Below are 23858 nucleotides of genomic sequence, written 5' to 3'. Positions count from 1 at the left end.
CAACGTCGGCGGTCGGTCGGGCACGAGCGTCGCAACGTCGCTGCGCTGCGCGGGGGAAGCTCAGCGGGGTCACTCTAACGCGCGCGAGCGCCGCGAACGGGAGCGGTTTGCCGACCGGTCCGAGAGGGTGCTGCTCAGGCGGGCTGCATCTCCTGCAGCGCCGGCGAGGTCTCGATCTCCAACAGCTCGGCGGCGCGGGCCGCGACGAGCTTGTCGTTCTCCTCCGAGAGCTTGAGGACGAGTGCCTCGAGCTCACCCACGCGCGCCCGCAACCGGGCGTTGTCGGCGACGAGCCGGGTGGGGGTTCGCAGGTCGCTGTTCAGGTAGCCGATCAGCGCCTTGGCCATGGACTAGCCTTCCGGGTCTGGGGGTGCGGCCCACTCTGGCGGACCGTCTTCAAGAGTCCCACCACGAGGCCCTGGGGTCAATCTGAGAGCGGGGGCCTACGGGCGGTGGTCCGGCGGCGCCGCGGCACCGGCTGGCAGACCGGGCAGAAGTACGACGAGCGGTTCATGAACGCCACGCGCCGGATCGGGGTGCCGCACCGGTCGCAGGGCTCGTCCTCGCGGCCGTAGGCGTGCAGCGACCGGTCGAAGTAGCCGGACTCGCCGTTGACGTTGACGTAGAGGGCGTCGAACGACGTGCCGCCCTGCCCGAGCGCGTCGGCCATCACCTCCCGGGCGTGCCGGAGCAGCTCGCGGACCTGGACGGCGCTGAGCCGGTCCCCCGGCCGCTCGCCGTGGATCCGGGAGCGCCACAGCGCCTCGTCGGCGTAGATGTTGCCGACGCCCGAGACGAGGTTCTGGTCGAGGAGCTGCCGCTTCACGCCGGACTGGCGGCGGCGTACCTTCGCCACGAAGGCGTCGTCGTCGAACTCCGGGTCGAGCGGGTCGCGGGCGATGTGAGCGATCTCCGGCGGCAGGTCCGCACCGCCCGCGGAGACCGACAGCCCGCCGAACATCCGCTGGTCGACGAAGCGCAGCTCACGTCCCTCGTCGGCCCCGTCGAGCGCGAGCCGGATGCGGAGGTGCCGCTCGGCGGGCGCGCCCGGGGGCTGGACGAGCAGCTGCCCGCTCATCCCGAGGTGCGCCAGCACGGCGTCGCCGTTGTCGAGCGGCAGCCAGAGGTACTTGCCGCGGCGCCGGGCGGCGGCGATGCGACGGCCCGCGAGGGCGGCCGCGAAGCCGGCGGGCCCGCGCGGGTCGCGCCGGACCGGCCGGTCGTGGAGGACGTCGACCCGGGTGATCGTGGCGCCGAGGACGTGGCGCTCGAGGCCGGCCCGGACGACCTCGACCTCGGGGAGCTCGGGCACCGCAGCTACTCGGCGGCGGCCTGCTCGGCCGCGTCCTGCGCGGGGTCGGTAGTGCCGACGGCCGCGGCGATCTCGCCGTACGCCGTCTCGGCCGCGGCCTGCTCGGCCTCCTTCTTGGAGCGACCGACGCCGTTGCCGTAGAGCCGGTCGGCGACCCGCACCTGGGCGGTGAAGGTCTTCATGTGATCGGGGCCGGCGTCCTCGATGACGTACTCCGGCACGCCGAGCGAGTGCTCCGCGGCGAGCTCCTGGAGCGAGGTCTTCCAGTCGAGACCGGCGCCCATGGCGGACGCGGCCTCGATGAGCGGGTCGAAGAGGCGGTGCACGACCTCCGCGGAGACCTCGAAGCCGCCGCTGAGGTGGATCGCGCCGATCACGGCCTCGACGGTGTCGGAGATGATCGACGCCTTCTGCCGGCCGCCGGTCGTCTCCTCACCGCGACCGAGCTTGACGTGCTCCCCCAGCCCGATCGACCGCCCCACGCCCGCGAGCGCGCGGGCGTTGACGACCGCGGCCCGCAGCTTCGCGAGCCGTCCCTCGGACAGGTCCGGGTGCGTGCGGTAGAGCTTCTCGGTCACGACGACGCCGAGCACCGAGTCGCCCAGGAACTCCAGGCGCTCGTTGGTCGGCAGCCCGCCGTTCTCGTAGGCGTACGAGCGGTGGGTGAGGGCACGCTCCAGCAGCTCGGGGTCCAGGATCGGATCCCCGAGCGCGCTGCGGAGCTCTGCGTAGGTGGTCAGCGGACCGGACGCGCTGCTGCTCAGAGGACCTGACGACGAGCGGCGCGCGCGCCGTACTGGCCGCAGGTGCCGCACGCGCGGTGCGGCAGGTGCTTGGCACCGCAGGCGGGGTTCGCGCAGGTCACCAGCGTCGGGGCGACGGCCTTCCAGGCCGAACGACGGTGACGCGTGTTGCTGCGCGACATCTTCCGCTTCGGGACAGCCACTGTTCTCTCCTCATCCGGGGCCGGAGGTCGGCCCAGTTGCACTACTCGTCGTCGTTCTTCAGCGCTGCCAGCCCGGCCCATCGTGGGTCGACCGGCGCGTCGTGCTGGTGGTCGGGATCGTCCGCGAGCCGGGCACCACACTCGATGCACAGTCCGGGACAGTCGTCCTCGCACAGCGGCTGGAACGGCAGTGCAAGCACCACCGCGTCCCGCAGTTGCGGCTCCAGGTCGACCAGGTCGTCCTGCAGCCTGCTGACGTCGTCGTCCTCGTCGTGCGGGGTCTGGTGCTCGGGATAGACGTACAGCTCCTGGAACGTGACCTCGACGTCGTCGGAGATCGGCTCCAGGCACCTCACGCACTCGCCCTCGAGCGCGGCTCGCGCCGTGCCCGTGACCAGGACCCCCTCCATGACCGCCTCGAGGCGCAGGTCGATCTCGACCGGCGCACCCTCGGGGACATGGAGGACTTCGATGCCCAGCTCCGCCGGAGCCGGAACCGTCTGCGTCACCTCACGCTGGGACCCCGGGCGGCGGCCGAGCTCGCGGGTGTCGAGCACGAGCGGCGCTCTCGGGTCCAGGCTGGTCAGGAGATCACTTCCGGGTCCGGGCACTGACAGAACTCAGGAATGCTATCCGGCCGACGGACCACCGACCAAACCAGCGCCCGTCCTCACTCCCCCCGGCGCTCGGCCAACCGGGCGGTCAACCGCGCGTTGACGAAGCCCGGCACCAGCGACGAGACGTCGCCCCCGAAGGAGGCGACCTCCTTGACCAGGCTGGAGGCCAGGAAGGAGTACTCCGGGCTGGTCGGCACGAACACCGTCTCGACGTCGGTCAGCGAGGCGTTCATCTGCGCCATCTGCAGCTCGTAGTCGAAGTCGGAGACCGCTCGCAGGCCCTTGACGATGGCGTGGATGCCGCGCTCCTCGCAGAAGGTCGTGAGCAGCCCGCTGAACCCGGCGACGCTGACGTTGTCGAAGCCCGCGCAGGCCTGCTGCAGCATCTCGATGCGCTCCTCGTCGGAGAAGAGCCGACGCTTGGAGGCGTTCACCCCGACGGCGACGACGACCTCGTCGAACAGCGACGCGGCACGCCCGACGATGTCGAGGTGCCCGTTGGTGACCGGGTCGAAGGATCCGGGGCAGACAGCGCGGCGCACTCAGCACTCCTGTTCGTCGAGAGGGTCACCGGACGGGTCGTCTGGCTGGGCGGCGTGACCGTACCAAAGCACGGTCTCGCCGTAGGCGCGTCGGCGGTCCAGCGACAGGCCGTCCGGCCACGCCGGCTCCGGGCTGCGCACGGAGCGCTCGACGACGACCAGGGCGCCCGGGACCAGCCAGTCGTGCTCCACCAGCGCGGCGAGGTCGGCCGCCACGCTCGCGTCGTCGAGGGGGTACGGCGGGTCGAGGAACACCAGGTCGTACGGGGCGGACGGGCGACGCGCCAGCACGCTGCTCACCGACGCGGCCAGCACCTCGGCCCGGGCGAAGCCCAGCGAGCGCGCGTTCGCACCGACCAGAGCAGCCGTACGGCGGTCGGACTCGACCAGCGTCACGACGCCGGCTCCGCGCGACCACGCCTCCAGGCCGACCGCGCCGGATCCGGCGTACAGGTCGAGGACGCGCAGACCGGTGAGCGTGCCGCACCAGGACTCGACCGAGGAGAAAAGGGCCTCGCGGACCCGGTCGCTCGTGGGACGCGTCGCGGCACCGCCGGGCGTCTGCAGTCGCCGGCCGCCGGCCTGGCCACCGATGATCCGGGTCATCGCGGTCCCCTCATGACTTGTCCAGGAACTCGGAGCGCGCGGACGCCTCCAGCCGGGCCACCTCGGCGGCGAGCAGCGGCGCCCCCGCCAGGTCCGGGTCGTCGTCGAGCAGCGCGTTCGCGGCCTCGCGGGCCGACACGATGGTCTTCTCGTCGCGCAGCACCCGCAGGCTCTGCAGGCTGGAGCGGAAGCCGGACTGCGAGGCGCCCAGCACGTCACCCTCGCGTCGCTGCTCGAGGTCGACCCGGCTCAGCTCGAAGCCGTCGGTCGTCGCGGCCACGGCGTCGAGCCGCTCCCGGGCCGGCGTACCGGCGTCGGCGCGGCTGACGAGGAGGCAGAGCCCGGGCAGGCCGCCTCGCCCGACCCGGCCGCGGAGCTGGTGGAGCTGGGAGACGCCGAACCGGTCGGCGTCGAGCAGGACCATCGCGGTCGCGTTGGCGACGTCGACGCCGACCTCGATGACGGTCGTGGAGACCAGCACGTCGATCTCGCCCGCGGCGAAGGACCGCATCGTCTGGTCCTTGACGTCGGGCGCGAGGCGACCGTGGAGCACCGCGATCCGCAGGCCCTGCAGCGCCCCGTCCGCGAGCTCGCTCGCCATCTCCTCGACGGCGGCGAGCGCGCCCGGCGCGGCCTTGGGCCGGCCGTCGGCGTCCAGGTCGAGCTGGTCCTCCTCGCCCGTCTCCTGCACGTCACCGCTGATCCGCGGGCAGACGACGTAGGCCTGGTGCCCCTTGGCGACCTCCTCGCGCACCCGCTCCCAGACCCGGTTGACCCAGGACGGGTGGTCGGCGAGCGGGACGACGGTGGACTGGATCGGCGCCCGACCGGCGGGCAGCTCGGTGAGCACCGACGTCTCCAGGTCGCCGAAGACCGTCATCGCCACGGTGCGCGGGATCGGGGTCGCGGTCATCACCAGCACGTGCGGCGGACTGCCCGCCTTGTCGGTGAGCGCGGCCCGCTGCTCGACACCGAAGCGGTGCTGCTCGTCGACCACGACCAGACCGAGGTCGACGAACTGCACCGTGTCCTCGAGCAGGGCGTGGGTGCCGATCACGATGCCGGCCTCCCCGCTCGCGAGCCGGCTCAGCGGCGCGGTGCGCTGGGTCTTGGTCATCGAGCCGGTGAGCAGCTCGACCGACGTGGCCTCCGGGGCTCCGCCCAGCATCCCGCCCGCGGCGAGGTCGCCAAGCATGGCCGTGATCGAGCGGTGGTGCTGCTGGGCCAGGACCTCGGTCGGGGCCAGCAGCGCCGCCTGTCCGCCCGAGTCGACGACCCGCAGCATGGCCCGCAGCGCCACGAGGGTCTTGCCGGAGCCGACCTCGCCCTGGAGCAGGCGGTTCATCGGATGGGCCTCGGCCAGGTCCGCCTCGATCTCGGCGCCCACGGACCGCTGGCCCGCGGTCAGCTCGAACGGCAGTCGCTCGTCGAACGCCGCCAGCAGCCCGCCGCCACCGGTGCGGGCCTGGGCGCCCTGTGCCCGCAGCGCTCGCCGCCGGCGGCCGAGGACCACCTGGGTCACCAGCGCCTCCTCGAAGCGGTAGCGCCGCTGCGCCGCCCCCACCTGGCCGTAGTCGTCGGGGGCGTGGACCCAGTTCAGCGCCGTGCGCGCCTCGACGAGGTCGTAGCGCTCGCGGACCTCGACCGGCAGCAGGTCGGGCACGTCGTCGAGGACGGTGCGGGCGAAGGTGATCGCCCGCTGGAGGTCCCAGGACTCCACGCCCTTGGTCAGCGGGTAGACCGGGAAGAGCGCCGGGATCTCGACGGGCTCCTCCCCGTCGTCGTCCTCGCCGCCGAACAGCGTCAGCTGCGGGTTGGTGAGCTGCCAGTTGCCCTTGAAGGAGCTGACCTGCCCGACGAAGATGCCCCGGCGGCCCACGGCGAGGCGCTTGGCGTTGAAGGCGGCGACGCCCTTGTTCTTGGCGAAGAACGACATCCGCAGCGAGGGCCCGTCGGTGCTCGCCACCGTGTCCAGGCGGTACGCCGTCCGGCCGGTGCGCCGGTCGAGGTAGGTGTTGATGTCGCTCTTCACGATCTGCCCGACCACCGTCAGCACCTGGCCGACCTCCAGGTCGTCGACCTTGGTGAGCTCGCCGGTCCTGATGTAGCGACGCGGGAGGTGCCGCAGCAGGTCCCCGACGGTCTCCAGGTGCAGCCCCTTGATCACCTGGTCCCGCTTCTTGGTCTCGGAGCCGAAGACCGTGGCGATGGGTGAGTCGAAACCGATCACTCGACCGACACCAACAGCGGGTAGCGCTCCTGGCCGCCGTCGTAGACGACGACGTCGACCGCCGGGTGGTGCTCCTCGACGTAGCCGGCGACCCGGGTCGCCAGCGAGCCCTCGGCGTCCTCCTCGCCGGCGACGAGCGTCACGAGCTCGCCGCCGCCGCCGAGCAGCCGGTCGACGACGTCGGTCGCGACGGCGTACTGCTCGGAGCCGACCACCGCGAAGTCGCCGGCCACCACGCCGAGGACGTCGCCGACCTCGCACGGTCCGGCCATCGTCATCGCCTGGCGGGCCGCCACGGTGACCGCGCCGTGACGCGCATGGCGGGCCGTGGCGGTCATCTCCAGGACGTCGGAGTCGAAGCCGCGACCGGGCTCGTGGACCGCCAGCGCCGCGAGCCCCTGCACCTGCGCATGCGTCGGGATGACCGCCACCCGCAGACCGCCGTCGGCGTCGGCCTCGGCCGTCGACGCGGCGATCTGGGCGACCCGGACGGAGTCGTGGTCGTTCGGGAGCAGCACCACCTCGCTGGCCCCGCAGGCGGTGACGGCCTCCAGGATCTGGCCGGTCGAGGGACGCCGGCCCGGACCGCCGGGCACGACCACCGCCCCCGCCTCCTCGAAGAGCCTCGCCAGGCCCGGACCCGCCGCGACCGCGACGATGCGACGACCCACCCGGGCGTCCGGACGCGACCGCGCCTCGGCGACCTGCTCGGCGAAGTGGGTGACGCGCACCCGGTGCGGCCGGCCCGCCTCGATCCCGGCCTCGATCGCGGCGCCCACGTCGTCGACGTGGACGTGGACGTTCCACAGGCCGTCGCCGCCGACCACGACCAGCGAGTCGCCGAGGGCCGCCAACCGGCCACGCAGCTCGCTCACCCGGTCGTCGTCCGCGTCGAGGAGGTACATCACCTCGTACGCCGGGCCGTCCGGGCTGAGATCAGGGCCGGCACCGAGCGGCACCGGGATCGTGTGGCGGCCGATGGGGCTGGTGACGGGCACCGGACGGCGGCCGGTCAGCACCGTCTCGGCCGCGTCGAGCACCACGCTGAGCCCGCGACCACCCGCGTCGACCACCCCGGCCTCGGCCAGCACCGGCAGCTGCTCGGGGGTGCGCGCGAGCGCCTCGCGGGCCGCCTGCGCGGCCGCGGCGAACACGTCGCGTGCCCGCGCCCCGGGCTCGCCGGCCGCCCGGGCCGCGGCGTCGGACGCGGCCCGCGAGACGGTCAGGATCGTGCCCTCGACCGGCGTGCCGACCGCCGCGTAGCTGGCGTCCGTCGCCTGTTGCAGCGCCTCGGCCACCACGACCGCGTTGCGCTCCTCGCCCGTCGCCCGGGCGAGGCGGCGCACGATCGCGCCCAGCATCTCGCTCAGGATCACCCCGGAGTTGCCGCGGGCGCCGAGCAGCGCGCCCCGGCTCAGCCGGGCGAGCGCCGAGGGGACGTCGGCGCCGGGGTCGGCGTCGGCGACCTCGCGGATCGCGTCGCGGGCGGCGGAGACGGTGAGGTACATGTTCGTGCCGGTGTCGCCGTCGGGCACCGGGTAGACGTTGAGCGCGTCGATCTCCTCGCGCGCGCTCGCCAGGGCGTCCGTGGCGATGTCGACGAACCGCAGCACCACGGCGAGCTGCACGCCGCCGCTGTGCGGGACCTCCATCCGCTCCCCTTCCCTCGCCTCGTCCGTCGCCGTTCCGACACCCTAGTGTCGGGGACCGACGGTCACCGGGCGGCACCTCGCTCGATTTCCGCCCGACGCACGGAGTCGGATACTCTTGCTCGGTTGCCCGCTGAGCGGGCTCTCTCTTTCTAACCTCGATCCATCAGGAGTTCACGGTGGCTGCCGTCTGCGACATCTGCGCCAAGAAGCCGGGCTTCGGCAACAACCGACCCTGGTCGCGCAAGATCACGAAGCGTCGCTTCGACCCCAACATCCAGCGCGTCCGGGCGACCGTCAACGGCACGCCCAAGCGCCTCAACGTGTGCACCGGCTGCCTGAAGGCGGGCAAGGTCACGCGCTGACCCCAGCTTGACGAGCGGCCCCCGACCTCGCGGTCGGGGGCCGTTCTGCATTGGGCCAACCTCGGTGGTCGAGTAGCGAGCGCCAGCGGATCTCGGTGGTCGAGTAGCGAGCGCCAGCGAGCGTATCGAGACCCTCGGACCTGGTCTCGATACGCCCGTCGCGTCCTCGTGCCTCGGACGCGGGGCTACTCGACCTGGCGCGTGCCTCCCCGCCCTCGCGAGCTCGGGCGAGGCGCGCTCAAAAATGCGTCCAGCCGGTGGGGCCGTCGTACGGCGTGCCGTCGACGGTGACGCCCTCCCCCGCGGCGACCGTGCCGACGACGGTCCAACCCTCGGGCACCGAACCCCGGTCGGGGAACGTCGCGAGCAGGGCGTGGTCGTCGCCCCCGCCGAGGACGAAGCTCATCGGGTCCGCACCCACCGCGGCGCCGACGGCCTCGAGCGGCTCGGGGATCTCGAAGGACGACGTGTCGACGTCGATCGCCACCCCCGAGTCGGCCGCGAGGTGACCCGCCTCCGCCAGCAGCCCGTCGGACACGTCGATCATCGACGTCGCCCCGGCCTCGGCCGCCCGCGCGCCCTCCTGGTACGGCGGCGCGGGGCGCCGGTAGGCCTCCACGAGCGCCCGCGGCGAGCGGAAGCCGCGTCCCAGGACCGCCAGACCGCCGGCCGCCCAGCCCTGCCGCCCGGTGAGCGCGAGCACGTCGCCGGGCTGTGCCCCGGAGCGCAGTACCGGCGCCTGCGTGCAGGCGCCGAGGACGGTCACCGCGATCACCACCTGGTCGGCGCGGGTCAGGTCGCCGCCGACCACGCTAGCCCCCACCAGCTCGCACTCGGCGGCGAAGCCGGCGGCGAAGTCGAGCGCCCACTGCACCGGCAGGTCGGCCGGAGCCGCCAGTCCGACGGTGAGCGAGGTCGCCGTACCGCCCATCGCGTTGATGTCCGAGATGTTCTGCGCCGCCGCGCGGTGCCCCACGTCGGCGCCGCTCGCCCACTCGCGGCGGAAGTGCCGGCCCTCGACCATCAGGTCGGTGGACACGACCACGTGGCCGGTGCGCACTCGCAGCACGGCGGCGTCGTCGCCGGGGCCGACGAGCACCTGCTCGCCCTGCGGGAAGAGCCGGACGAGCTCGCCGATGAGCCCGAACTCGCCGGCGTCGGCCAGGGTCGCGTCGCTGGGGAAAGCCATGTCCCCATCCCACCAGACCCGGGACGCCTCCGGCCCGGCGGCCGACTATGGACACGGCAGGGTGACCGGGTAGGTTGAGCAGCGGTTCACAGGCCGTCACACACGCGGGCAACCCCCGCTCACCCAGGGAGAAGCACGATGGTCGTCCAGGCGTACATCCTCATCCAGACCGACGTCGGCAAGGCTGCCGAGGTCGCGAAGGCGATCGCCCAGGTCAAGGGCGTCACCCTCGCCGAGGACGTCACCGGTCCGTACGACGTGATCGTGCGCGCCGAGGCCCGCAACGTCGACGAGCTCGGCAAGCTGGTCGTCGCCAAGGTGCAGACCCTCGACGGCATCACCCGCACGCTGACCTGCCCGGTCGTGCACATCTGAGCGTGCGCCCGGATGTGACGCGACGCGCTGATCTCCGACGCCCCCGGCCCCTGCGGACCGGGGGCGTCGTCGCGTGCGCGGCCCTGGTGGTCGCACTGACCGGCTGCGGGCCGGTCGAGCTGGCGACGCCGGACCTCGACGAGGCCGACGCCGCCACGTGTGCCGCGCTCGTCGCCGACCTGCCCGACACGCTCGCCGGGGAGAAGCCGGTGGACACCGAGCCCGAGGGCGCCCCCGGGGCGGCGTACGGCGACCCGCCGATCGTCGTCTCCTGCGGTGCGCCGGAGCCCGAGGACTTCCGGGAGACGGCCGACTGCCTGGTCGTGAACGACGTCGGGTGGTTCGTGCCGCCGTCGCAGGACGCGGACAACGAGGCCGACCTGGTGCTGACGTCCGCCGGGTACTCGCCGCGGCTGCGGGTCGACGTCCCCGCCGAGTACCGGCCCGAGGGCAGCGCCGCCGTCCTGGCCGAGCTGGCGTCCGTGGTCTCCGCGCATCTCGACCTCGTCGAGCGCTGCGTCTGACGTCGGTGGGGTGTGGGATCCTCGTCCTATGACCACCGAGGAGTTCGCCGGACCCGTGGCCGTCATCGCCGGAGGCCTCAGCCACGAGCGTGACGTGTCCCTGGCCAGTGGCCGCAACCTGGTCCGGGAGCTGCGCACGCGCGGGGTCGAGGCGCACGTCTACGACTTCGACCGCCAGCTGCTGCACAGCCTCGAGCGCGACAAGGTCGTCGCCGCGTTCCCCATGCTGCACGGTCAGTTCGGCGAGGACGGCGAGATCCAGACCCTGCTGGAGCTGATCGACCTCCCGTACGTCGGGTCCAGCAGCCGGGCCTGCAAGGTGGCCTGGGACAAGGGCGCCGCCCGCGAGCTGCTGCACCGCGCCGGCATCCCGGTCCCCGACAGCGTCGGCCTGTCCGCGACGACCTTCCGCGACATCGGCGCCACCGCCCTGATGGAGCACGTCATGCACCGCCTCGGCCACCGGGTGGTCGTGAAGCCGGCCCGGGGCGGCAGCGCGCTCGGCGTCACCGGGGTCGACGGGCTGGGGGTCCTGCCCTCCGCGCTCGTGGAGACCTACGCCTACTGCGAGGACGCGCTGATCGAGCGGTTCTACGACGGCATCGACGTCAGCGTCGTGTGCCACGAGACCGCCGACGGGCTGACCTCGCTGACCCCGATCGCGATCGAGTACGAGAAGGGCCACGAGTTCGACTTCAGCGCCCGCTACACCGCCGAGTTCGTCTCGCTGCTCGCGCCCGACCTGCCTGATGAGCTGATGGCGCGGCTCGGGGAGGTCGCCCGCGAGGCGCACCGGGTGCTGGGCCTCGCGGACCTGTCCCGGTCCGACTTCATCGTCTCCCCCGACGGCAGCTTCGTGCTCCTCGAGACCGCGATCACCCCGGGCACCACCGAGACCTCGGTCCTGCCGTTCGCGTGCACCGCGAGCGACACCTCGCTGGGCGAGGTCGCGCACGACCTGCTGCAGGCGAGGATCGCGGCACGCTGATCGCGGAACCCCAGCGCCGACCCCTGCGGTTCCCCTAGGGTCAGGGGGTGACGTCCTCCCTCCGGTCCACCCGCGGCCAGGGCCGCGCCCGACGCCCGCTCCCCGAGAACGAGTCCGTCGAGACCGTCGAGGCGGCGCCACCGGCCGCGCCGGTCCCGCTCGCGGGGCTCGCCCGGGCCGTGGCCGGCGAGAGCACCGACGTGATGGGCGGCGAGGCCGTGCCCGACGCCGTCCAGGAGACGATCCGCCGGCGGGCCGGCAAGGGCAGCACGCTCCCCCGCCGTACCGCCCAGGACCTCGGGGACCGGCTCGGCACCGACCTCAGCGGCGTCCGGGTGCATGCCGACGCCGAGGCCGACACCGTGGCCCGGTCCGTGCAGGCCAAGGCGTTCACCCTCGGCTCGGACATCTACTTCAGCAAGGGCACCTACTCCCCCGACAGCCGCGAGGGCCGGTCCCTGCTGGCGCACGAGCTCACCCACGTGCGCCAGCACCAGCACGGCACCTCCGGCGGTGGCGGCGGGCTCCGCGTGGGTCGGGTCGATGACCCGGCCGAGCGTGAGGCCGAGCAGGTCGCGCGTCAGGTCGACGCGGGCCGTCCGGTCGCACCCGCCGCCGGTCCGGGGCACGCCCCCGCCGCCCGCCGCAGCACCGACGCCACGATCCGCCGGCTGTTCGGGCTCTTCGGCACCTCCGGTGTCGGCAACCTGCGCGAGGGCGAGCTCAGCACCGACGACGAGGGCGTCCCGCTGGAGTTCATCGACCTCGCCGACACCCTGCAGGCGGTCCCCCAGCTCAAGGACGCCGAGGGCCTGAAGTACGACGGCAAGGCCTTCGACGAGGCCGACACCTTCACCGGGTCAGCCGGCATGAAGGCCTTCGGCGGGACGATGGCCGTCGTCGGTGGGCTGAAGGAGGTCGGCAGCAGCCTGCTGGAGGGCAAGGACGCGGTCGAGAACCTCTGGCACGCCTACCAGAGCTACGACTTCGGCCTCGGCGGCGGGCCGAGCCAGGACTCGATCGGGAAGAACCTCGGCGCCCAGCAGATGGAGTCGGCCGCGACGAACCTCCTCGGCGGGGGCGGCAACATCACCTCCGGGGTGAGCTCCTTCATGGAGATCGCCGGTAGCGAGATCCCGTTCGTCGACGTCGGTCTGAACGCCTACCAGGGCACCGTCAAGACCAAGAAGGCCATCGAGGACAGCGTCGCCTCCGGCAAGCTCGGCCGGCAGAAGACCCACGTCAAGCGCGAGCAGGACACGTTCCTGCCCGAGGACGTCCGCGCCGAGCGGTTCGGCGAGTTCGCCACCGCGCTGAAGTCCGGCGGCAAGGTCAAGGGCAGCGACCGCAAGCGGTGGCACGAGTTCCACGTCGCCTGGGTCGCGCATGCAGGTGGCCTGGCCGCGGTCGGCAGCTTCGACCTCGCCGCTCCCGACCCGGACGCCGCCAAGACGAAGAAGAAGCCGTCCGGCCCGCCCACCCCGGTCATCTCGGCACCGATCCAGTCCGGCACGACGCCTCCTCCTCCGCCGCCCGCGCCGTTCAACCCGCTCACCGCCGACTGGGCCAAGGCCACCGAGCACGCGGCGGAGAAGACCGCGTTCCTGGCCTTCCTGCGCACCACCGGCAAGAAGGACTTCGGCTACGGCACCAAGCTCCGCACGAAGTACGAGGACGACCTCAAGGCCGGCGGCACCCGCCAGGAGGGCTCCCAGGACTACGAGCAGATGCGCGACCTCGGCAAGGTGGCGAGCTTCGGCCAGCGCCGCAAGGGCGAGACGGCGACCGTCAACAGCATCGAGGCCGCGGGTCACTACGCCGACGCCGTCGGCACCTTCACCGCGGCCGGCGACTTCGGCGCCACCAAGGCCACCGGCAAGGCCCTCAAGGCCGGGTCCGCGCTCTACAAGGGCCTCAAGAGCCTGGTCAAGCGCGGCCGCCGGGTGCACAAGCTGCGTACCGCCAAGAACGACATGGAGTACGGCGGCCAGAAGGATCGCGGCGTCCTGTGGGGGGCCAAGCAGTTCTTCTTCGGCAACGTCGACAAGCAGCAGAAGACCGCCCGCGGCGCCCTCAACGCGGCCGTCTCGGCGCCGGAGCGGCACGAGCAGGCCCACCAGCAGGCGCTCGCCGCGTGGCAGGACCGCAAGGACGCGTACGACGCCTACGTCGAGGAGCGCGACACCTACGAGCAGATGAAGCAGCTCATCATGAACGACACCGGCTGGGACGAGGCGAAGTTCACCAAGATCTTCACCCCCGGCCCCACGCCGGTCCCCGACCCCGGCTCGGCGCCGGTGAAGGGCGCGACCCCGACGAACGCCGCCAAGATGGTCGGCGGCGCGGCGGTCACCAAGACGGCGCGGGTGATGACGAAGGCGGAGGCCACGCCGCTGATCAAGAAGCTGACCCTGCAGTGCAAGCGGAAGGTCGACGACCTGATCACGTGCCTGCTCAGCGACAACGCGACCGTCCGGCTGCGCGCCCGGGAGATCCTGCACATCATCGCCGAGACCAACCTGGCCGGGGCGATCGCGCGGATCGACGACAAGGACCTGGACCTGCTCTACGAGGTGAACAAGAAGCTGAAGACCGACGAGACGTACCGCAAGAACGCCAAGCACCAGGAGGAGTTCAAGCGGCGGAAGTCGGCCATCAAGGAGATCGTCAGTGGCCAGCTGGCCGGGATCGGAGGCTGAGGTGGGCGCGCTCCTCGACCGCGTCGTCGCCGTGCTCCAGGGCCTGCAGTGGCAGGTGGAGCTCGACGACGAGCACCCGGGCGGCATGCTCCTGGAGCCCTCCGACGGCGACGCCCCGTGGCCGTTCGTGGCCCAGGTCGACCCCGACGACCAGCAGATCGCCTTCTACAGCCTGCTGCCCGACGAGGTGCCGGAGGACCGCCGGGAGGCGGTGGCCGCGGTGCTCACGCACGCCAACTACGGGCTCACCGTCGGGTCGTTCGAGATCGACACGACCGACGGCGACGTCCGGCTCCGGACCTCGATCGACCTCGGGAAGGCCGACGTCGACGATGCCGTCCTGGCCGCGCTGGTCTCCCCGCTGATCGCCCACAACCTGGCCGCGATGGACCTGTGGATCGACGCCCTGCAGGGCGTGGCCGAGGGCGCCGACCCCGAGGACCTGCTCGCGCAGTGACCGCGCTCAGCGCAGGCCGGTCGGGCGCTCCAGGGCCAGCTGGATCAGCTCGTCGATGAGCTCCGGGTAGGCCAGCCCGGTCGCCTCCCACATCTTGGGGTACATCGAGATGGGCGTGAAACCGGGCATCGTGTTGATCTCGTTGAGGACGACCTCGCCGTCGGGCTGCACGAAGACGTCGACGCGCGAGAGCCCCTCGCCCCCGATGGCCTCGAACGCCCGGACCGCCAGGTCGCGCACCCGCTCGCTCACGTCGTCGGGCAGGTCGGCCGGCGCCTCGGTGCGGGCCTGGGTGGCGCTGAGGTACTTGGCGTCGAAGTCGTAGAACTCGGCGGCGTCGTGGTCGACGACGATCTCGCCGGGCACCGAGGCACGCGGGGCCGCTCCCCCACGACCGCCGAGCACCGAGCACTCGATCTCGCGGCCCTCGAGTCCCTGCTCCACGAGCACCTTCGGGTCGTGGTAGCGCGCCTCCTCGATGGCGTCGGGCAACCCGCTGGGGTCCTCGACCCGAGTGACGCCGAGCGAGGAACCCGCCCGGGCCGGCTTCACGAACACCGGGAACCGCAGCTCCTGCACGCGGGACAGCACCTGGTCGCGGCGCTGCTCCCAGTCCCGCGGGTGGACGACGACGTACGGCCCGACGGGCAGCCCGTGACCGGCGAAGACCAGCTTCATGTAGTGCTTGTCCATCCCGACGGCCGAGGCCAGCACCCCGGCGCCGACGTACCGCACCCCGGCGAGCTCGAGCATGCCCTGGACGGTGCCGTCCTCGCCGAAGGGACCGTGCAGCAGGGGGAAGACGACGTCGACCTCGCCCAGGTCGGCCAGACCGGTGACCGCCCGGCCGGCGTCGGGGGTCACCTCGGCCAGCCCGCCGGCGGTGAGCTCCCACCGGGAGGCGTCGCCCCCGGCGAGTACCCACTGTCCGTCCCGGGTGATGCCGACCGGCAGGACGTCGTACTTGGCCGGGTCCATCGCCTTCATCACCCCGGCGGCGGTCGCGGTGGAGACGCCGTGCTCGCCGGAGAGACCGCCGAAGAGCAGGGCGACCCGCACCTTCGGGCGCGGCGGATCAGCAGGGGCGGGGGAAGCGTCGGCCATGTCGCCCGACATTACTGAAGGGTCGCGGCGACCTCGTCGAGGCGCGCCCCCCGCGACGCCTTGAGGAGTACGGCGTCGCCCGCGCCGAGGTGCTCGCGCAGCCAGGCGACGGCATCGGCGTTGTCGGCGACGAAGACGCTGGCCGTGGCGTTCCCGCTCTCGGCGCCGCGGTGGATGCCCCGCGCGGGCTCGCCCACGACCAGCACCTGGTCGACGCCGACGCGGGCGGCGTACTCGCCGATGGCGACGTGCTCGGCGTCGCTGTCCTCGCCCAGCTCGCGCATCTCGCCGAGGACGGCGACGGTCCGGCGTACCGACGCGTCGGCGCCGATCGCGGCCAGGGCGTCCAGGCCGGCCCGCATCGAGTCGGGGTTGGCGTTGTAGGAGTCGTTGAGGACGGTGATGCCGCCCGGGAGCTCGCGCAGCTCCATCCGCCACTGCGACAGGGTCGCGACAGCGGAGAGCGCCTCACCCACCTGCTCGGGCGTGAGCCCGAGCGCCAGGGCGGCGGTCGCCGCCGCGGCCGCGTTGAGCGCCTGGTGGGCGCCGACCAGTTGCAGGGTGACCGGCACCCGGTCCTGCGCCGTCGCGAGCACGAACGACGGCCGGCCGAGCCGGTCCAGCGTCAGCTCCTCGACCCGGACGTCGGCCGGGTGCTCCTGCCCGAAGGTGACGACGCCTGCCTGCGTGCGCGTGGTCATCGCCGCGACCCGGGGGTCGTCGGCGTTGAGCACCGCCGTACCGTCCTCGGCCAGGCTCTCGACGAGCTCGCCCTTGGCGACGGCGATGGCGTCGCGCGAGCCGAACTCGCCGAGGTGGGCCTGGCCGACGTTCAGGACGACGCCGACGTCGGGCGGCACGAGCCGCGCCAGGTCGGCGATGTGGCCCCGCCCCCGAGCGCCGAGCTCGAGCACCAGGAACCGGGTGTCGGCCTCGACGCCCAGCGCGGTCAGCGGCATCCCCAGCTCGTTGTTGAACGAGCCGCGGGTGAGAACGGTCGGGCCGACCCGGCCCAGCACCGCACCCAGCAGGTCCTTCGTCGAGGTCTTGCCCTGGGACCCGGTGATCCCGACCACCGTGAGGCCGCCCGCGCGGCGTACCCGCGCGACGACGTACGCCGCGAGCAGCTGGAGCGCCCGCTGCGGGTCCTCCACCACCACCGTCGGGAGCGCCGTGGGCCGGCTGCCGAGCACCGCGACCGCGCCCTGCTCCGCGGCCTGGGGCGCGTGCTCGTGGCCGTCACTGTGCTCGCCCACGAACGCCGCGAAGAGGCTGCCCGGCCGCGCCTCGCGGCCGTCGATGACGACCGGACCGGTGACGGTGACCTCGGCGACCTCCGGTGCCACCGCACCGTCGACGACGGCGGCGATCTCGGCCAGGGTCAGGGCGATCATGGCCACCGACCCTAGTCTGTGACCCATGGTCGACCACCCCTTGCCCTCCACGCTCGCCGTCCACGCCGGCCGCCCTCCGCACGAGGCCGACGAGCCCCTGAACACCCCGATCACCATGGCCTCCACGTTCGTCGGGGGCGGCGATCGGGAGTACGGCCGCTGGGGCAACCCCACCTGGCAGGCCTTCGAGTCCGCGCTGGGCGCGCTGGAGGGCGGCCGCGCGCTGGCCTTCTCGTCCGGGCTGGCCGCGATCTCGGTGGTCCTCGACCTCGTGGGCCAGAGCGGCAAGGTGGTCGCTCCTGCCCACTCCTACAACGGCACGATCGTCCAGCTGGGCGACCTGGAGGCGCGCGGGCGGATCACCACCGCGCTCGTCGACGTGACCGACACGGCCGCCTGCGTGGCCGCGTGCGAGGACGCGGCCCTCGTCGTCCTGGAGTCGCCCACCAACCCCGCGCTGGAGATCGCCGACATCGAGACCATCGCCGCCGCCGCCCACGAGGCCGGTGCGTACGTCGTGGTCGACAACACCTTCGCCACGCCGCTGCTGCAGAAGCCGATCGAGCTCGGCGCCGACATCGTGGTGCACTCGGCCACGAAGTACCTCTCCGGTCACAGCGACGTGCTGATGGGCGCTCTGGTCACGGCCGACGACGAGCTGTACGGCGTACTCAAGGGGCGCCGCGACCTGCTCGGCGCCGTACCGGGAACGTTCGAGGCCTGGCTGGCGCTGCGCGGCATGCGCACGCTGCACCTGCGCGTCGAGCGGGCACAGAGCAGCGCCACCGAGCTGGCCTCCCGGCTCGCCGAGCACCCGGCGATCGCCGAGGTCCGCTACCCCGGCTTCGGCGGCATCGTCTCGATCGTCCTCGCCGGCGGCGCCATGGCCGCCGACCTGCTCACCCACTCGACCGAGCTGTGGGTCTACACGACCAGCCTGGGCGGCGTGGAGTCGACCTTCGAGCGCCGGCGCCGCTGGAAGGCCGAGCCGGCCACCATCCCCGAGGCCCTCGTGCGGCTCTCCGTCGGCATCGAGGACGTCGAGGACCTCTGGGCCGACCTCGAGCAGGCCCTGGCCAAGCTCCCCTGACCACCCTCACCGCCGACCCGGCGCGAGTTCGCGCCGGGTGGGCACCACATTCACGCCGGGTCGGCGGTCAGTCGGTCTCGGCCTTGGTGTCGCGGGCGATGAAGGCGTCCATCATCTCGTTGGCGGTCAGCCGGCCGGCGACGACGTCGTCGACGTGCTGGGCGATCGGTGCGTCGATGTCGGACCGCTCGGCGAGGGCGCGCAGCGAGGCGCAGGACTTGGCCCCCTCGGCGACCTGGCGGGTCGAGGCGTAGATCTCGGCCGACGTCATGCCCTGGCCGAGCTTCTCGCCGAAGGTGCGGTTGCGCGACAGCGGGGAGGAGCAGGTGGCCACCAGGTCACCGAGGCCCGCGAGCCCCATCAGGGTCAGCGGGTTGGCCCCGAGCTTCATCGCGAGCCGGGCGGTCTCGGCCAGCCCGCGGGTGATCACCGACGCCGTGGTGTTGTCGCCGAAGCCGAGGCCGACCGCCATGCCGACCGCGAGACCGACGACGTTCTTGTAGGCGCCGCCCAGCTCGCAGCCAAGCACGTCGACCGAGGTGTAGGGCCGGAACGCCGGCGAGTGGACGCGCGCCTGCAGCATCCGGGCGACGTCCTCGTCCTCGCACGCGACGACCGAGGCGGCGGGCTCGCGGCGGGCGATCTCCTTGGCCAGGTTGGGCCCGCTGATGACCGAGATCCGGTCGGGTCCGGCGCCGGTGACCTCCGCGATCACCTCGCTCATCCGCTTGAGGGTGCCGAGCTCGACGCCCTTCATCAGCGACACCATCACCGCGTCGTCGGGCAGGTACGGCGCCCACTCGGTGAGGTTGGCCCGCAGCGACTGGGACGGCACCGCGAGCACGACGACGTCCGCGCCGGCGAGCGCCTTCTCCGCGTCGTGGGTCGCCGAGACGGTGGGCGGCAGCTGGACGCCGGGGAGGTACTCGACGTTCTCGTGCCGGTCGTTGATCGCCTCGCACACCTCCTCGCGACGTCCCCACATGGTGACCTCGTTGCCGCCGTCGGCGAGCACGATCGAGAAGGCGGTGCCCCACGACCCGGCGCCGAGGACGGCGACCTTGCCGGTGCTGGGATGGCTCATGCTGGGTCCTCCCCCGGCTCGTGCGGCTCTGGACGGCCGGGGTTGCCGATCTCGCGCACCCCTGCCTTGCGCATGTCGAAACGCTCGGCCGGGGCGGTCTCGCCCCGGATCTCCTCGACGAGCGACACCACGGCGGCCATGATCCGCGCGGTCGCCTGCTGGACGACCGGCGGGGTGACCTCCTGCGCCAGCAGGTCGTCGAGGGGGACCGGGTCGCCGACGATCATCCGGATCCGCTTGCGCGGGAACAGGTCGGGCTTCTTCGCGTACGGCGCGAGCAGCTCCTGCGCTCCCCACTGGCCGATCGGGATCACCGGGCAGCCGGTCGCGAGCGCGATCCGGGCCGCGCCGGACTTGCCGGTCATCGGCCAGCCACCGGGGTCGCGGGTGATGGTGCCCTCGGGGTAGACCACGACGCACTCGCCCGCGCGCACGGCCGCGACGGCCGCGTCGTACGCCCCGACGGCGTTGACGCTGAGTCGCTCGACGGGGATCTGGCCCGCGGCCCGCATGAAGAAGCCGAGCGCCCGGTTGCGGAACAGCCCCGACTTGGCGAGGTAGCGCGGCACCCGGCCGTGGTCCCACACGATGTGGGCGGCGGTGAACGGGTCGACGTGGGAGATGTGGTTCAGCACCAGGATGCAGCCGCCCGTGGCGGGGATCTTCTCGCCGCCGGTCCACTCGTGGGTGGTCGTGGCCAGCAGCACGGGCTTCACGATGGGGACGGCCACATGCCATGCCCAGCCACGTCGCTGCTGAAGCTTGCGTACCTTCACGTGCTCCCTCGTCTTGTCCTCCGGCTCGCGCTGACGTCCCCCACGCCCGAACGCAGGCTACTCGGTCGGTGCCGCACGGTCCGGCACCACGACCTGACAGGATCGACCCGATGTCCCGTCCTCCCTCAGCGCCGACCGCCGCGCACCGTCGGTTCGCGCTGCTCGTGCCCGTCAAGCCACCGGCCCGCGGGAAGTCCCGCCTGCTCGGACTGCCCGACGACGTACGCCGCGACCTCGCCGCGGCGTTCGCGCTCGACACCGTCGCCGCCGGGATGGCGAGCGCGTACGTCGGCGCCGTGCTCGTCGCGACGGACGACGCGGCGTTCTCCGTCCGGTTCGCCACCCTCGGCTGCCCGGCCATCCCGGACGGCGTCACGGGCGACCTCAACGCGAGCCTGCGACAGGCCGCGGCGGAGGCCAGGCGCCGGTGGCCGGACCTGCAGCCGGTCGCCCTCTGCGCGGACCTGCCCGCGCTCCGGTCCGCCGACCTCGACGCCGCGCTGGCGCAGGTCGGCGAGGAGCCGGCGTACGTCCCGGATGCCGCCGGCACCGGCACCACTCTGTACACCGCGGAGTGGGACCGTTTCGAGCCGCGCTTCGGGCCGGGGTCGCGCGACGCCCACGACGAGCGGGCCTTCGCGGTCGGCCTGGACGCGACCACCCTGCGCTGCGACGTCGACGACCTCGACGACCTGCGCACCGCGGTCGCGCTGGGCGTGGGTCCGCGCACCCGCGCCCTCGCCGCGGACCTCTGACACGCGACGGGGCCGCCTCCGGCTGGAGGCGGCCCCGTCGTGGTCGGTCGGTCAGGACTTCTTGGCGGCCGTCTTCTTGGCCGGGGACTTCTTCGCCGCCGGCGCCTTCTTGGCGGCGGCCGTCTTCGTGGCCGCCGTCTTGGCGGTCGTGGTCTTGGCCGCAGAGGTCTTGGCCGCCGAGGTCTTCTTCGCCGTCGACGCCTTCTTGGCCGGTGCGGCCGCCTTCTTCGCCGAGGCGGTGGTGGCGGTGGTCTTCTTGGCCGGCGTCGCCTTCTTGGTCGCCGTCGCCTTCGTGGCCGTGGCCTTCTTCGCCGGCGCCGACTTCTTCGCGGCCGTCGACTTGGACGCGGTCGACTTGGACGCGGTCGCGGTCTTCCTCGCCGGAGCCGCGGCCTTGGTCGCGGTGGCCTTCGTCGCGGGGGTCGCGGCCTTCTTGGCCGCGGCCGGTCCGGCCTTGGCAGCGGCCAGGGTCAGCTTCGGGAGCTTCTTCGCCCCCGAGACGACACCCTTCAGGTCGGCACCGGCCGTGAACTTCGGCACCGCCTTCTTCTTCGCCTTGATCCGCTCGCCGGTCTGCGGATTCCGCACCCAACGCGCCTCGCGGACCTTCTTCTCGAACGACCCGAAGCCGGTGATCGCGACCTTCTCGCCCTTCGCCACCTCGCGGGTGATCGTGTCCAGGACGGACTCGAGCGCGTGGGCCGCGGCCTTCTTGTTCCCTTCGTAACGCGCCGCCAGCGCGTCGATGAGCTGTGACTTGTTCACGGTCTTCCCTTCGGAAATGCACCTCGAGCCGAGCCCGTGCTCGACTTTCTCGTTCGCACGCTAGGTATTCGTGGCCCCCCTCACAATCACCACGCCGCCCGTCTAGGCAACTTTTTTGCGCGGCGACGACGGCGGACCAGGCGCCCCCGAGACGCGGCTCGCCCCCAGTCCGGACGCGGACTGGGGGCGAGTCGGGGGTCGGGCGCGCGACCTCAGGCGAGCTTCGTGACCGGCTTCCAGCTCGGTCGCTTCGCCTCGTACGCCGCGATGTCGGCCTCGTGGCCGAGGGTGATCCCGATGTCGTCGAGACCCTCCAGCAGCCGCCAGCGGGTGTAGTCGTCGATGTCGAACGACTCCTCGATCGCGTCGACGCCCTCGCCGGCACGGACGGTGCGCGACTCCAGGTCGACGGTGACCGAGCCGCCCGGGTTGTCGTCGAGGAAGTCCCAGAGCTTCTGGACGACCTTCTCGTCGACCTTGGCCGTGAGCAGCCCGGCCTTGCCGGAGTTGCCGCGGAAGATGTCGCCGAAGCGCGCGGAGATGACGACCTTGAAGCCGTAGTTCTGCAGCGCCCAGACGGCGTGCTCGCGCGAGGAGCCGGTGCCGAAGTCGGGGCCGGCGACGAGCACCGAGCAGCCGTCGTACACCGGGTTGTTGAGCACGAACGTCGGGTCGCCCCGCCAGGCGGAGAACAGGCCGTCCTCGAAGCCGTTGCGGGTGACCCGCTTGAGGTAGACGGCCGGGATGATCTGGTCGGTGTCGACGTTGCTGCGCTTCAGCGGGACGGCGACGCCGGTGTGGGTCGTGAACTTGTCCATGTCAGCTCCCGTTCAGTTCGTCGCCGCGGCGGGCTGCAGGTCGGCGGGTGAGGAGAGGGTGCCGCGGACGGCGGTCGCCGCCGCGACGGGCACGGAGACCAGGTGGGTGCGCCCACCCTTGCCCTGCCGGCCCTCGAAGTTGCGGTTGGAGGTCGACGCGCTGCGCTCACCGGGAGCGATGGTGTCGGGGTTCATGCCGAGACACATCGAGCAGCCGGCGCCGCGCCACTCGGCGCCCGCCTCCTTGAAGATCACGTCGAGGCCCTCGCCCTCGGCCTGCAGGCGCACCCGCGCCGAGCCCGGGACGACGAGCATCCGGGTGTTCTCCGCGACCTTGTGGCCCTTGATGACCTCGGCGGCGAGCCGCAGGTCCTCGATCCGGCCGTTGGTGCAGGAGCCGATGAACACGGTGTCGACCTGGACCTCGCGCAGCGGGGTGCCGGCCTCGAGGCCCATGTACTCCAGCGCACGCTCGGCGGCGATCCGGTCCTGCTCGTCCTCGAAGTCGGACGGCGCCGGCACGCTGGCGCCCAGCGGCGCGCCCTGGCCCGGGTTGGTGCCCCAGGTGACGAACGGCGTCATCGTCGAGGCGTCGAGCACGATCTCCTTGTCGAAGACCGCGTCCTCGTCGGTGACCAGGGTCTTCCAGTGCGCGACGGCGGCGTCCCACTCGGCGCCCTGCGGCGCGTGCGGGCGGCCCTGGATGTAGGCGAAGGTGGTCTCGTCGGGCGCGACCATGCCCGCCTTCGCACCCCACTCGATGCTGAGGTTGCACAGCGTCATCCGGCCCTCCATCGAGAGCTCGCGGACGGCCTGCCCGCGGTACTCCACGATGTAGCCCTGTCCGCCGCCGGTGCCGGCGTGGGCGATCAGGTTGAGCGCCATGTCCTTGGCGGTGACGCCCTCGGGCAGGCTGCCGTTGATGGTCACGGCCATCGTCTTCGGCTTGGCCTGCACCAGGGTCTGGGTCGCGAGCACGTGCTCGACCTCGGAGGTGCCGATGCCGTGCGCGATCGAGCCGAACGCACCGTGGGTGCTGGTGTGGCTGTCGCCGCAGACGATCGTCATGCCGGGCTGGGTCAGCCCGAGCTGCGGGCCGATGATGTGCACGATGCCCTGGTCGGCGTCACCGAGCTTGTGGTTGACCACGCTGAACTCGTCGGAGTTCTTGCGCAGCGCCTCGATCTGGGTGCGCGAGACCGGATCGGCGATCGGCTTGTCCCAGTCCAGGGTCGGGACGTTGTGGTCCTCGGTCGCCAGGGTGAGGTCGGTACGACGCACGGTCCGGCCGGCCATGCGCAGGCCGTCGAACGCCTGCGGCGAGGTCACCTCGTGGACGAGGTGAAGGTCGATGTAGAGCAGGTCCGGCTCTCCGGGGGCCGATCGCACGACGTGCTCGTCCCACACCTTCTCCGACAGGGTCCTGCCCATGATCACTCCCTCGTGACGTGCTGCTTCCGACTCTTAGAGAGTACGCCGCCGATCCCATGATCTGAGACGTGAATCTCGATATGCAAGACGCCGAATCCGAGAGCGTCCTTCCGCCGGTCGAGCGGTGCGGGACTGATCACAC

Annotated in this window: 25 protein-coding genes; 8 read left to right on the top strand and 17 right to left on the bottom strand. The window is 72.6% G+C overall.

Annotation, left to right across the window (positions count from 1 at the left end; translation table 11 throughout):
- Positions 1-134: 134 nt before the first annotated feature.
- The 9 genes from VMF51_RS22690 to VMF51_RS22650 form a co-directional block, all read right to left on the bottom strand.
- Positions 135-347: a hypothetical protein gene (locus tag VMF51_RS22690; protein ID WP_325476750.1), complete on the bottom strand. Its 213-nt coding sequence runs from the start codon at positions 345-347 to the stop codon at positions 135-137.
- 77 nt (positions 348-424) lie between these two features.
- Entirely contained in the window at positions 425-1312 is an 888-nt protein-coding gene (gene mutM, locus VMF51_RS22685; RefSeq protein ID WP_325476749.1) for a bifunctional DNA-formamidopyrimidine glycosylase/DNA-(apurinic or apyrimidinic site) lyase, read from the bottom strand.
- A gap of 5 nt (positions 1313-1317) precedes the next feature.
- Entirely contained in the window at positions 1318-2118 is an 801-nt protein-coding gene (gene rnc / locus VMF51_RS22680) for a ribonuclease III (RefSeq protein WP_325476771.1), read from the bottom strand.
- Positions 2073-2258, bottom strand: a complete 186-nt coding sequence (gene rpmF / locus VMF51_RS22675) for a 50S ribosomal protein L32 (protein WP_325476748.1) — start codon at positions 2256-2258, stop codon at positions 2073-2075. Before rpmF ends, rnc begins: the two co-directional genes overlap by 46 nt.
- A 41-nt stretch (positions 2259-2299) precedes the next feature.
- A complete protein-coding gene (locus VMF51_RS22670; protein WP_325476747.1) occupies positions 2300-2815 on the bottom strand; it encodes a YceD family protein in 516 nt (171 codons plus the stop codon).
- A gap of 113 nt (positions 2816-2928) precedes the next feature.
- Positions 2929-3417 carry a pantetheine-phosphate adenylyltransferase gene (coaD, locus tag VMF51_RS22665; RefSeq protein WP_325476746.1) on the bottom strand — a complete coding sequence of 163 codons (489 nt, stop codon included), beginning with the start codon at positions 3415-3417 and terminating at the stop codon, positions 2929-2931.
- Positions 3418-4023 carry a 16S rRNA (guanine(966)-N(2))-methyltransferase RsmD gene (gene rsmD / locus VMF51_RS22660; RefSeq protein ID WP_325476745.1) on the bottom strand — a complete coding sequence of 202 codons (606 nt, stop codon included), beginning with the start codon at positions 4021-4023 and terminating at the stop codon, positions 3418-3420. It lies immediately after the preceding gene.
- Positions 4024-4033: 10 nt separating this feature from the next.
- On the bottom strand, positions 4034-6253 hold the full coding sequence (locus VMF51_RS22655) for an ATP-dependent DNA helicase RecG (RefSeq protein ID WP_325476744.1): 2220 nt from the start codon (positions 6251-6253) through the stop codon (positions 4034-4036).
- Positions 6250-7905 carry a DAK2 domain-containing protein gene (locus VMF51_RS22650; protein WP_325476743.1) on the bottom strand — a complete coding sequence of 552 codons (1656 nt, stop codon included), beginning with the start codon at positions 7903-7905 and terminating at the stop codon, positions 6250-6252. Before VMF51_RS22650 ends, VMF51_RS22655 begins: the two co-directional genes overlap by 4 nt.
- Before the next feature lie 176 nt (positions 7906-8081).
- Here VMF51_RS22650 and rpmB point away from each other — a divergent pair, with 176 nt between their 5' ends.
- Entirely contained in the window at positions 8082-8267 is a 186-nt protein-coding gene (gene rpmB, locus VMF51_RS22645) for a 50S ribosomal protein L28 (RefSeq protein ID WP_011756723.1), read from the top strand.
- Between the two features lie 238 nt (positions 8268-8505).
- Here rpmB and VMF51_RS22640 read toward each other — a convergent pair whose 3' ends face one another.
- Entirely contained in the window at positions 8506-9456 is a 951-nt protein-coding gene (locus tag VMF51_RS22640) for a thiamine-phosphate kinase (RefSeq protein WP_325476742.1), read from the bottom strand.
- A gap of 138 nt (positions 9457-9594) precedes the next feature.
- Here VMF51_RS22640 and VMF51_RS22635 point away from each other — a divergent pair, with 138 nt between their 5' ends.
- From VMF51_RS22635 to VMF51_RS22615, 5 genes are read left to right on the top strand one after another with little or no spacing between them, the layout of a single operon-like run.
- Complete coding sequence (locus VMF51_RS22635; protein WP_244932230.1) at positions 9595-9831, top strand: Lrp/AsnC family transcriptional regulator; 237 nt, start codon at positions 9595-9597, stop codon at positions 9829-9831.
- 2 nt (positions 9832-9833) lie between these two features.
- Positions 9834-10355 (top strand): DUF3515 domain-containing protein, encoded by a 522-nt coding sequence (locus tag VMF51_RS22630; RefSeq protein ID WP_325476741.1) that lies wholly within the window; start codon positions 9834-9836, stop codon positions 10353-10355.
- A 28-nt stretch (positions 10356-10383) separates the two neighbouring features.
- Entirely contained in the window at positions 10384-11343 is a 960-nt protein-coding gene (locus VMF51_RS22625; protein ID WP_325476740.1) for a D-alanine--D-alanine ligase, read from the top strand.
- A gap of 47 nt (positions 11344-11390) precedes the next feature.
- Positions 11391-14042, top strand: a complete 2652-nt coding sequence (locus VMF51_RS22620) for a DUF4157 domain-containing protein (RefSeq protein WP_325476739.1) — start codon at positions 11391-11393, stop codon at positions 14040-14042.
- 1 nt (position 14043) lies between these two features.
- On the top strand, positions 14044-14499 hold the full coding sequence (locus tag VMF51_RS22615) for a YbjN domain-containing protein (protein ID WP_325476738.1): 456 nt from the start codon (positions 14044-14046) through the stop codon (positions 14497-14499).
- 6 nt (positions 14500-14505) lie between these two features.
- Here the strand turns inward: VMF51_RS22615 and VMF51_RS22610 are convergent, their stop codons facing one another.
- Together VMF51_RS22610 and VMF51_RS22605 are read right to left on the bottom strand one after the other, a co-directional pair.
- Positions 14506-15603, bottom strand: coding sequence for a D-alanine--D-alanine ligase family protein (locus tag VMF51_RS22610; protein ID WP_325476737.1), 1098 nt, complete (start codon positions 15601-15603; stop codon positions 14506-14508).
- An 11-nt stretch (positions 15604-15614) separates the two neighbouring features.
- Entirely contained in the window at positions 15615-16997 is a 1383-nt protein-coding gene (locus tag VMF51_RS22605) for a UDP-N-acetylmuramoyl-tripeptide--D-alanyl-D-alanine ligase (RefSeq protein ID WP_325476736.1), read from the bottom strand.
- A 25-nt stretch (positions 16998-17022) separates the two neighbouring features.
- Here VMF51_RS22605 and VMF51_RS22600 point away from each other — a divergent pair, with 25 nt between their 5' ends.
- Complete coding sequence (locus tag VMF51_RS22600; protein ID WP_325476735.1) at positions 17023-18087, top strand: PLP-dependent aspartate aminotransferase family protein; 1065 nt, start codon at positions 17023-17025, stop codon at positions 18085-18087.
- A 67-nt stretch (positions 18088-18154) separates the two neighbouring features.
- Here the strand turns inward: VMF51_RS22600 and VMF51_RS22595 are convergent, their stop codons facing one another.
- Positions 18155-19171 carry an NAD(P)H-dependent glycerol-3-phosphate dehydrogenase gene (locus VMF51_RS22595; protein ID WP_325476734.1) on the bottom strand — a complete coding sequence of 339 codons (1017 nt, stop codon included), beginning with the start codon at positions 19169-19171 and terminating at the stop codon, positions 18155-18157.
- Positions 19168-19902 (bottom strand): lysophospholipid acyltransferase family protein, encoded by a 735-nt coding sequence (locus tag VMF51_RS22590; RefSeq protein ID WP_325476733.1) that lies wholly within the window; start codon positions 19900-19902, stop codon positions 19168-19170. The genes VMF51_RS22595 and VMF51_RS22590 overlap by 4 nt, the downstream gene beginning before the upstream one ends.
- Positions 19903-20057: 155 nt before the next feature.
- Between VMF51_RS22590 and cofC the strand changes: the two genes are divergently transcribed.
- Positions 20058-20702 carry a 2-phospho-L-lactate guanylyltransferase gene (gene cofC, locus VMF51_RS22585; RefSeq protein ID WP_325476732.1) on the top strand — a complete coding sequence of 215 codons (645 nt, stop codon included), beginning with the start codon at positions 20058-20060 and terminating at the stop codon, positions 20700-20702.
- A gap of 51 nt (positions 20703-20753) precedes the next feature.
- On the opposite strand, the gene VMF51_RS22580 is transcribed toward cofC, so the two are convergent.
- The 3 genes from VMF51_RS22580 to leuC form a co-directional block, all read right to left on the bottom strand.
- Complete coding sequence (locus tag VMF51_RS22580) at positions 20754-21467, bottom strand: HU family DNA-binding protein (protein ID WP_325476731.1); 714 nt, start codon at positions 21465-21467, stop codon at positions 20754-20756.
- Between the two features lie 212 nt (positions 21468-21679).
- Positions 21680-22285 (bottom strand): 3-isopropylmalate dehydratase small subunit, encoded by a 606-nt coding sequence (gene leuD / locus VMF51_RS22575; protein ID WP_325476730.1) that lies wholly within the window; start codon positions 22283-22285, stop codon positions 21680-21682.
- Positions 22286-22297: 12 nt separating this feature from the next.
- Complete coding sequence (gene leuC, locus VMF51_RS22570; RefSeq protein WP_325476729.1) at positions 22298-23716, bottom strand: 3-isopropylmalate dehydratase large subunit; 1419 nt, start codon at positions 23714-23716, stop codon at positions 22298-22300.
- Positions 23717-23858 lie beyond the last annotated feature (142 nt).

It is taken from the genome of Nocardioides sp., from assembly GCF_035503875.1.
Taxonomy (GTDB): Bacteria; Actinomycetota; Actinomycetes; order Propionibacteriales; family Nocardioidaceae; genus Nocardioides.
This window is presented reverse-complemented; position numbering and strand designations above follow the sequence as displayed.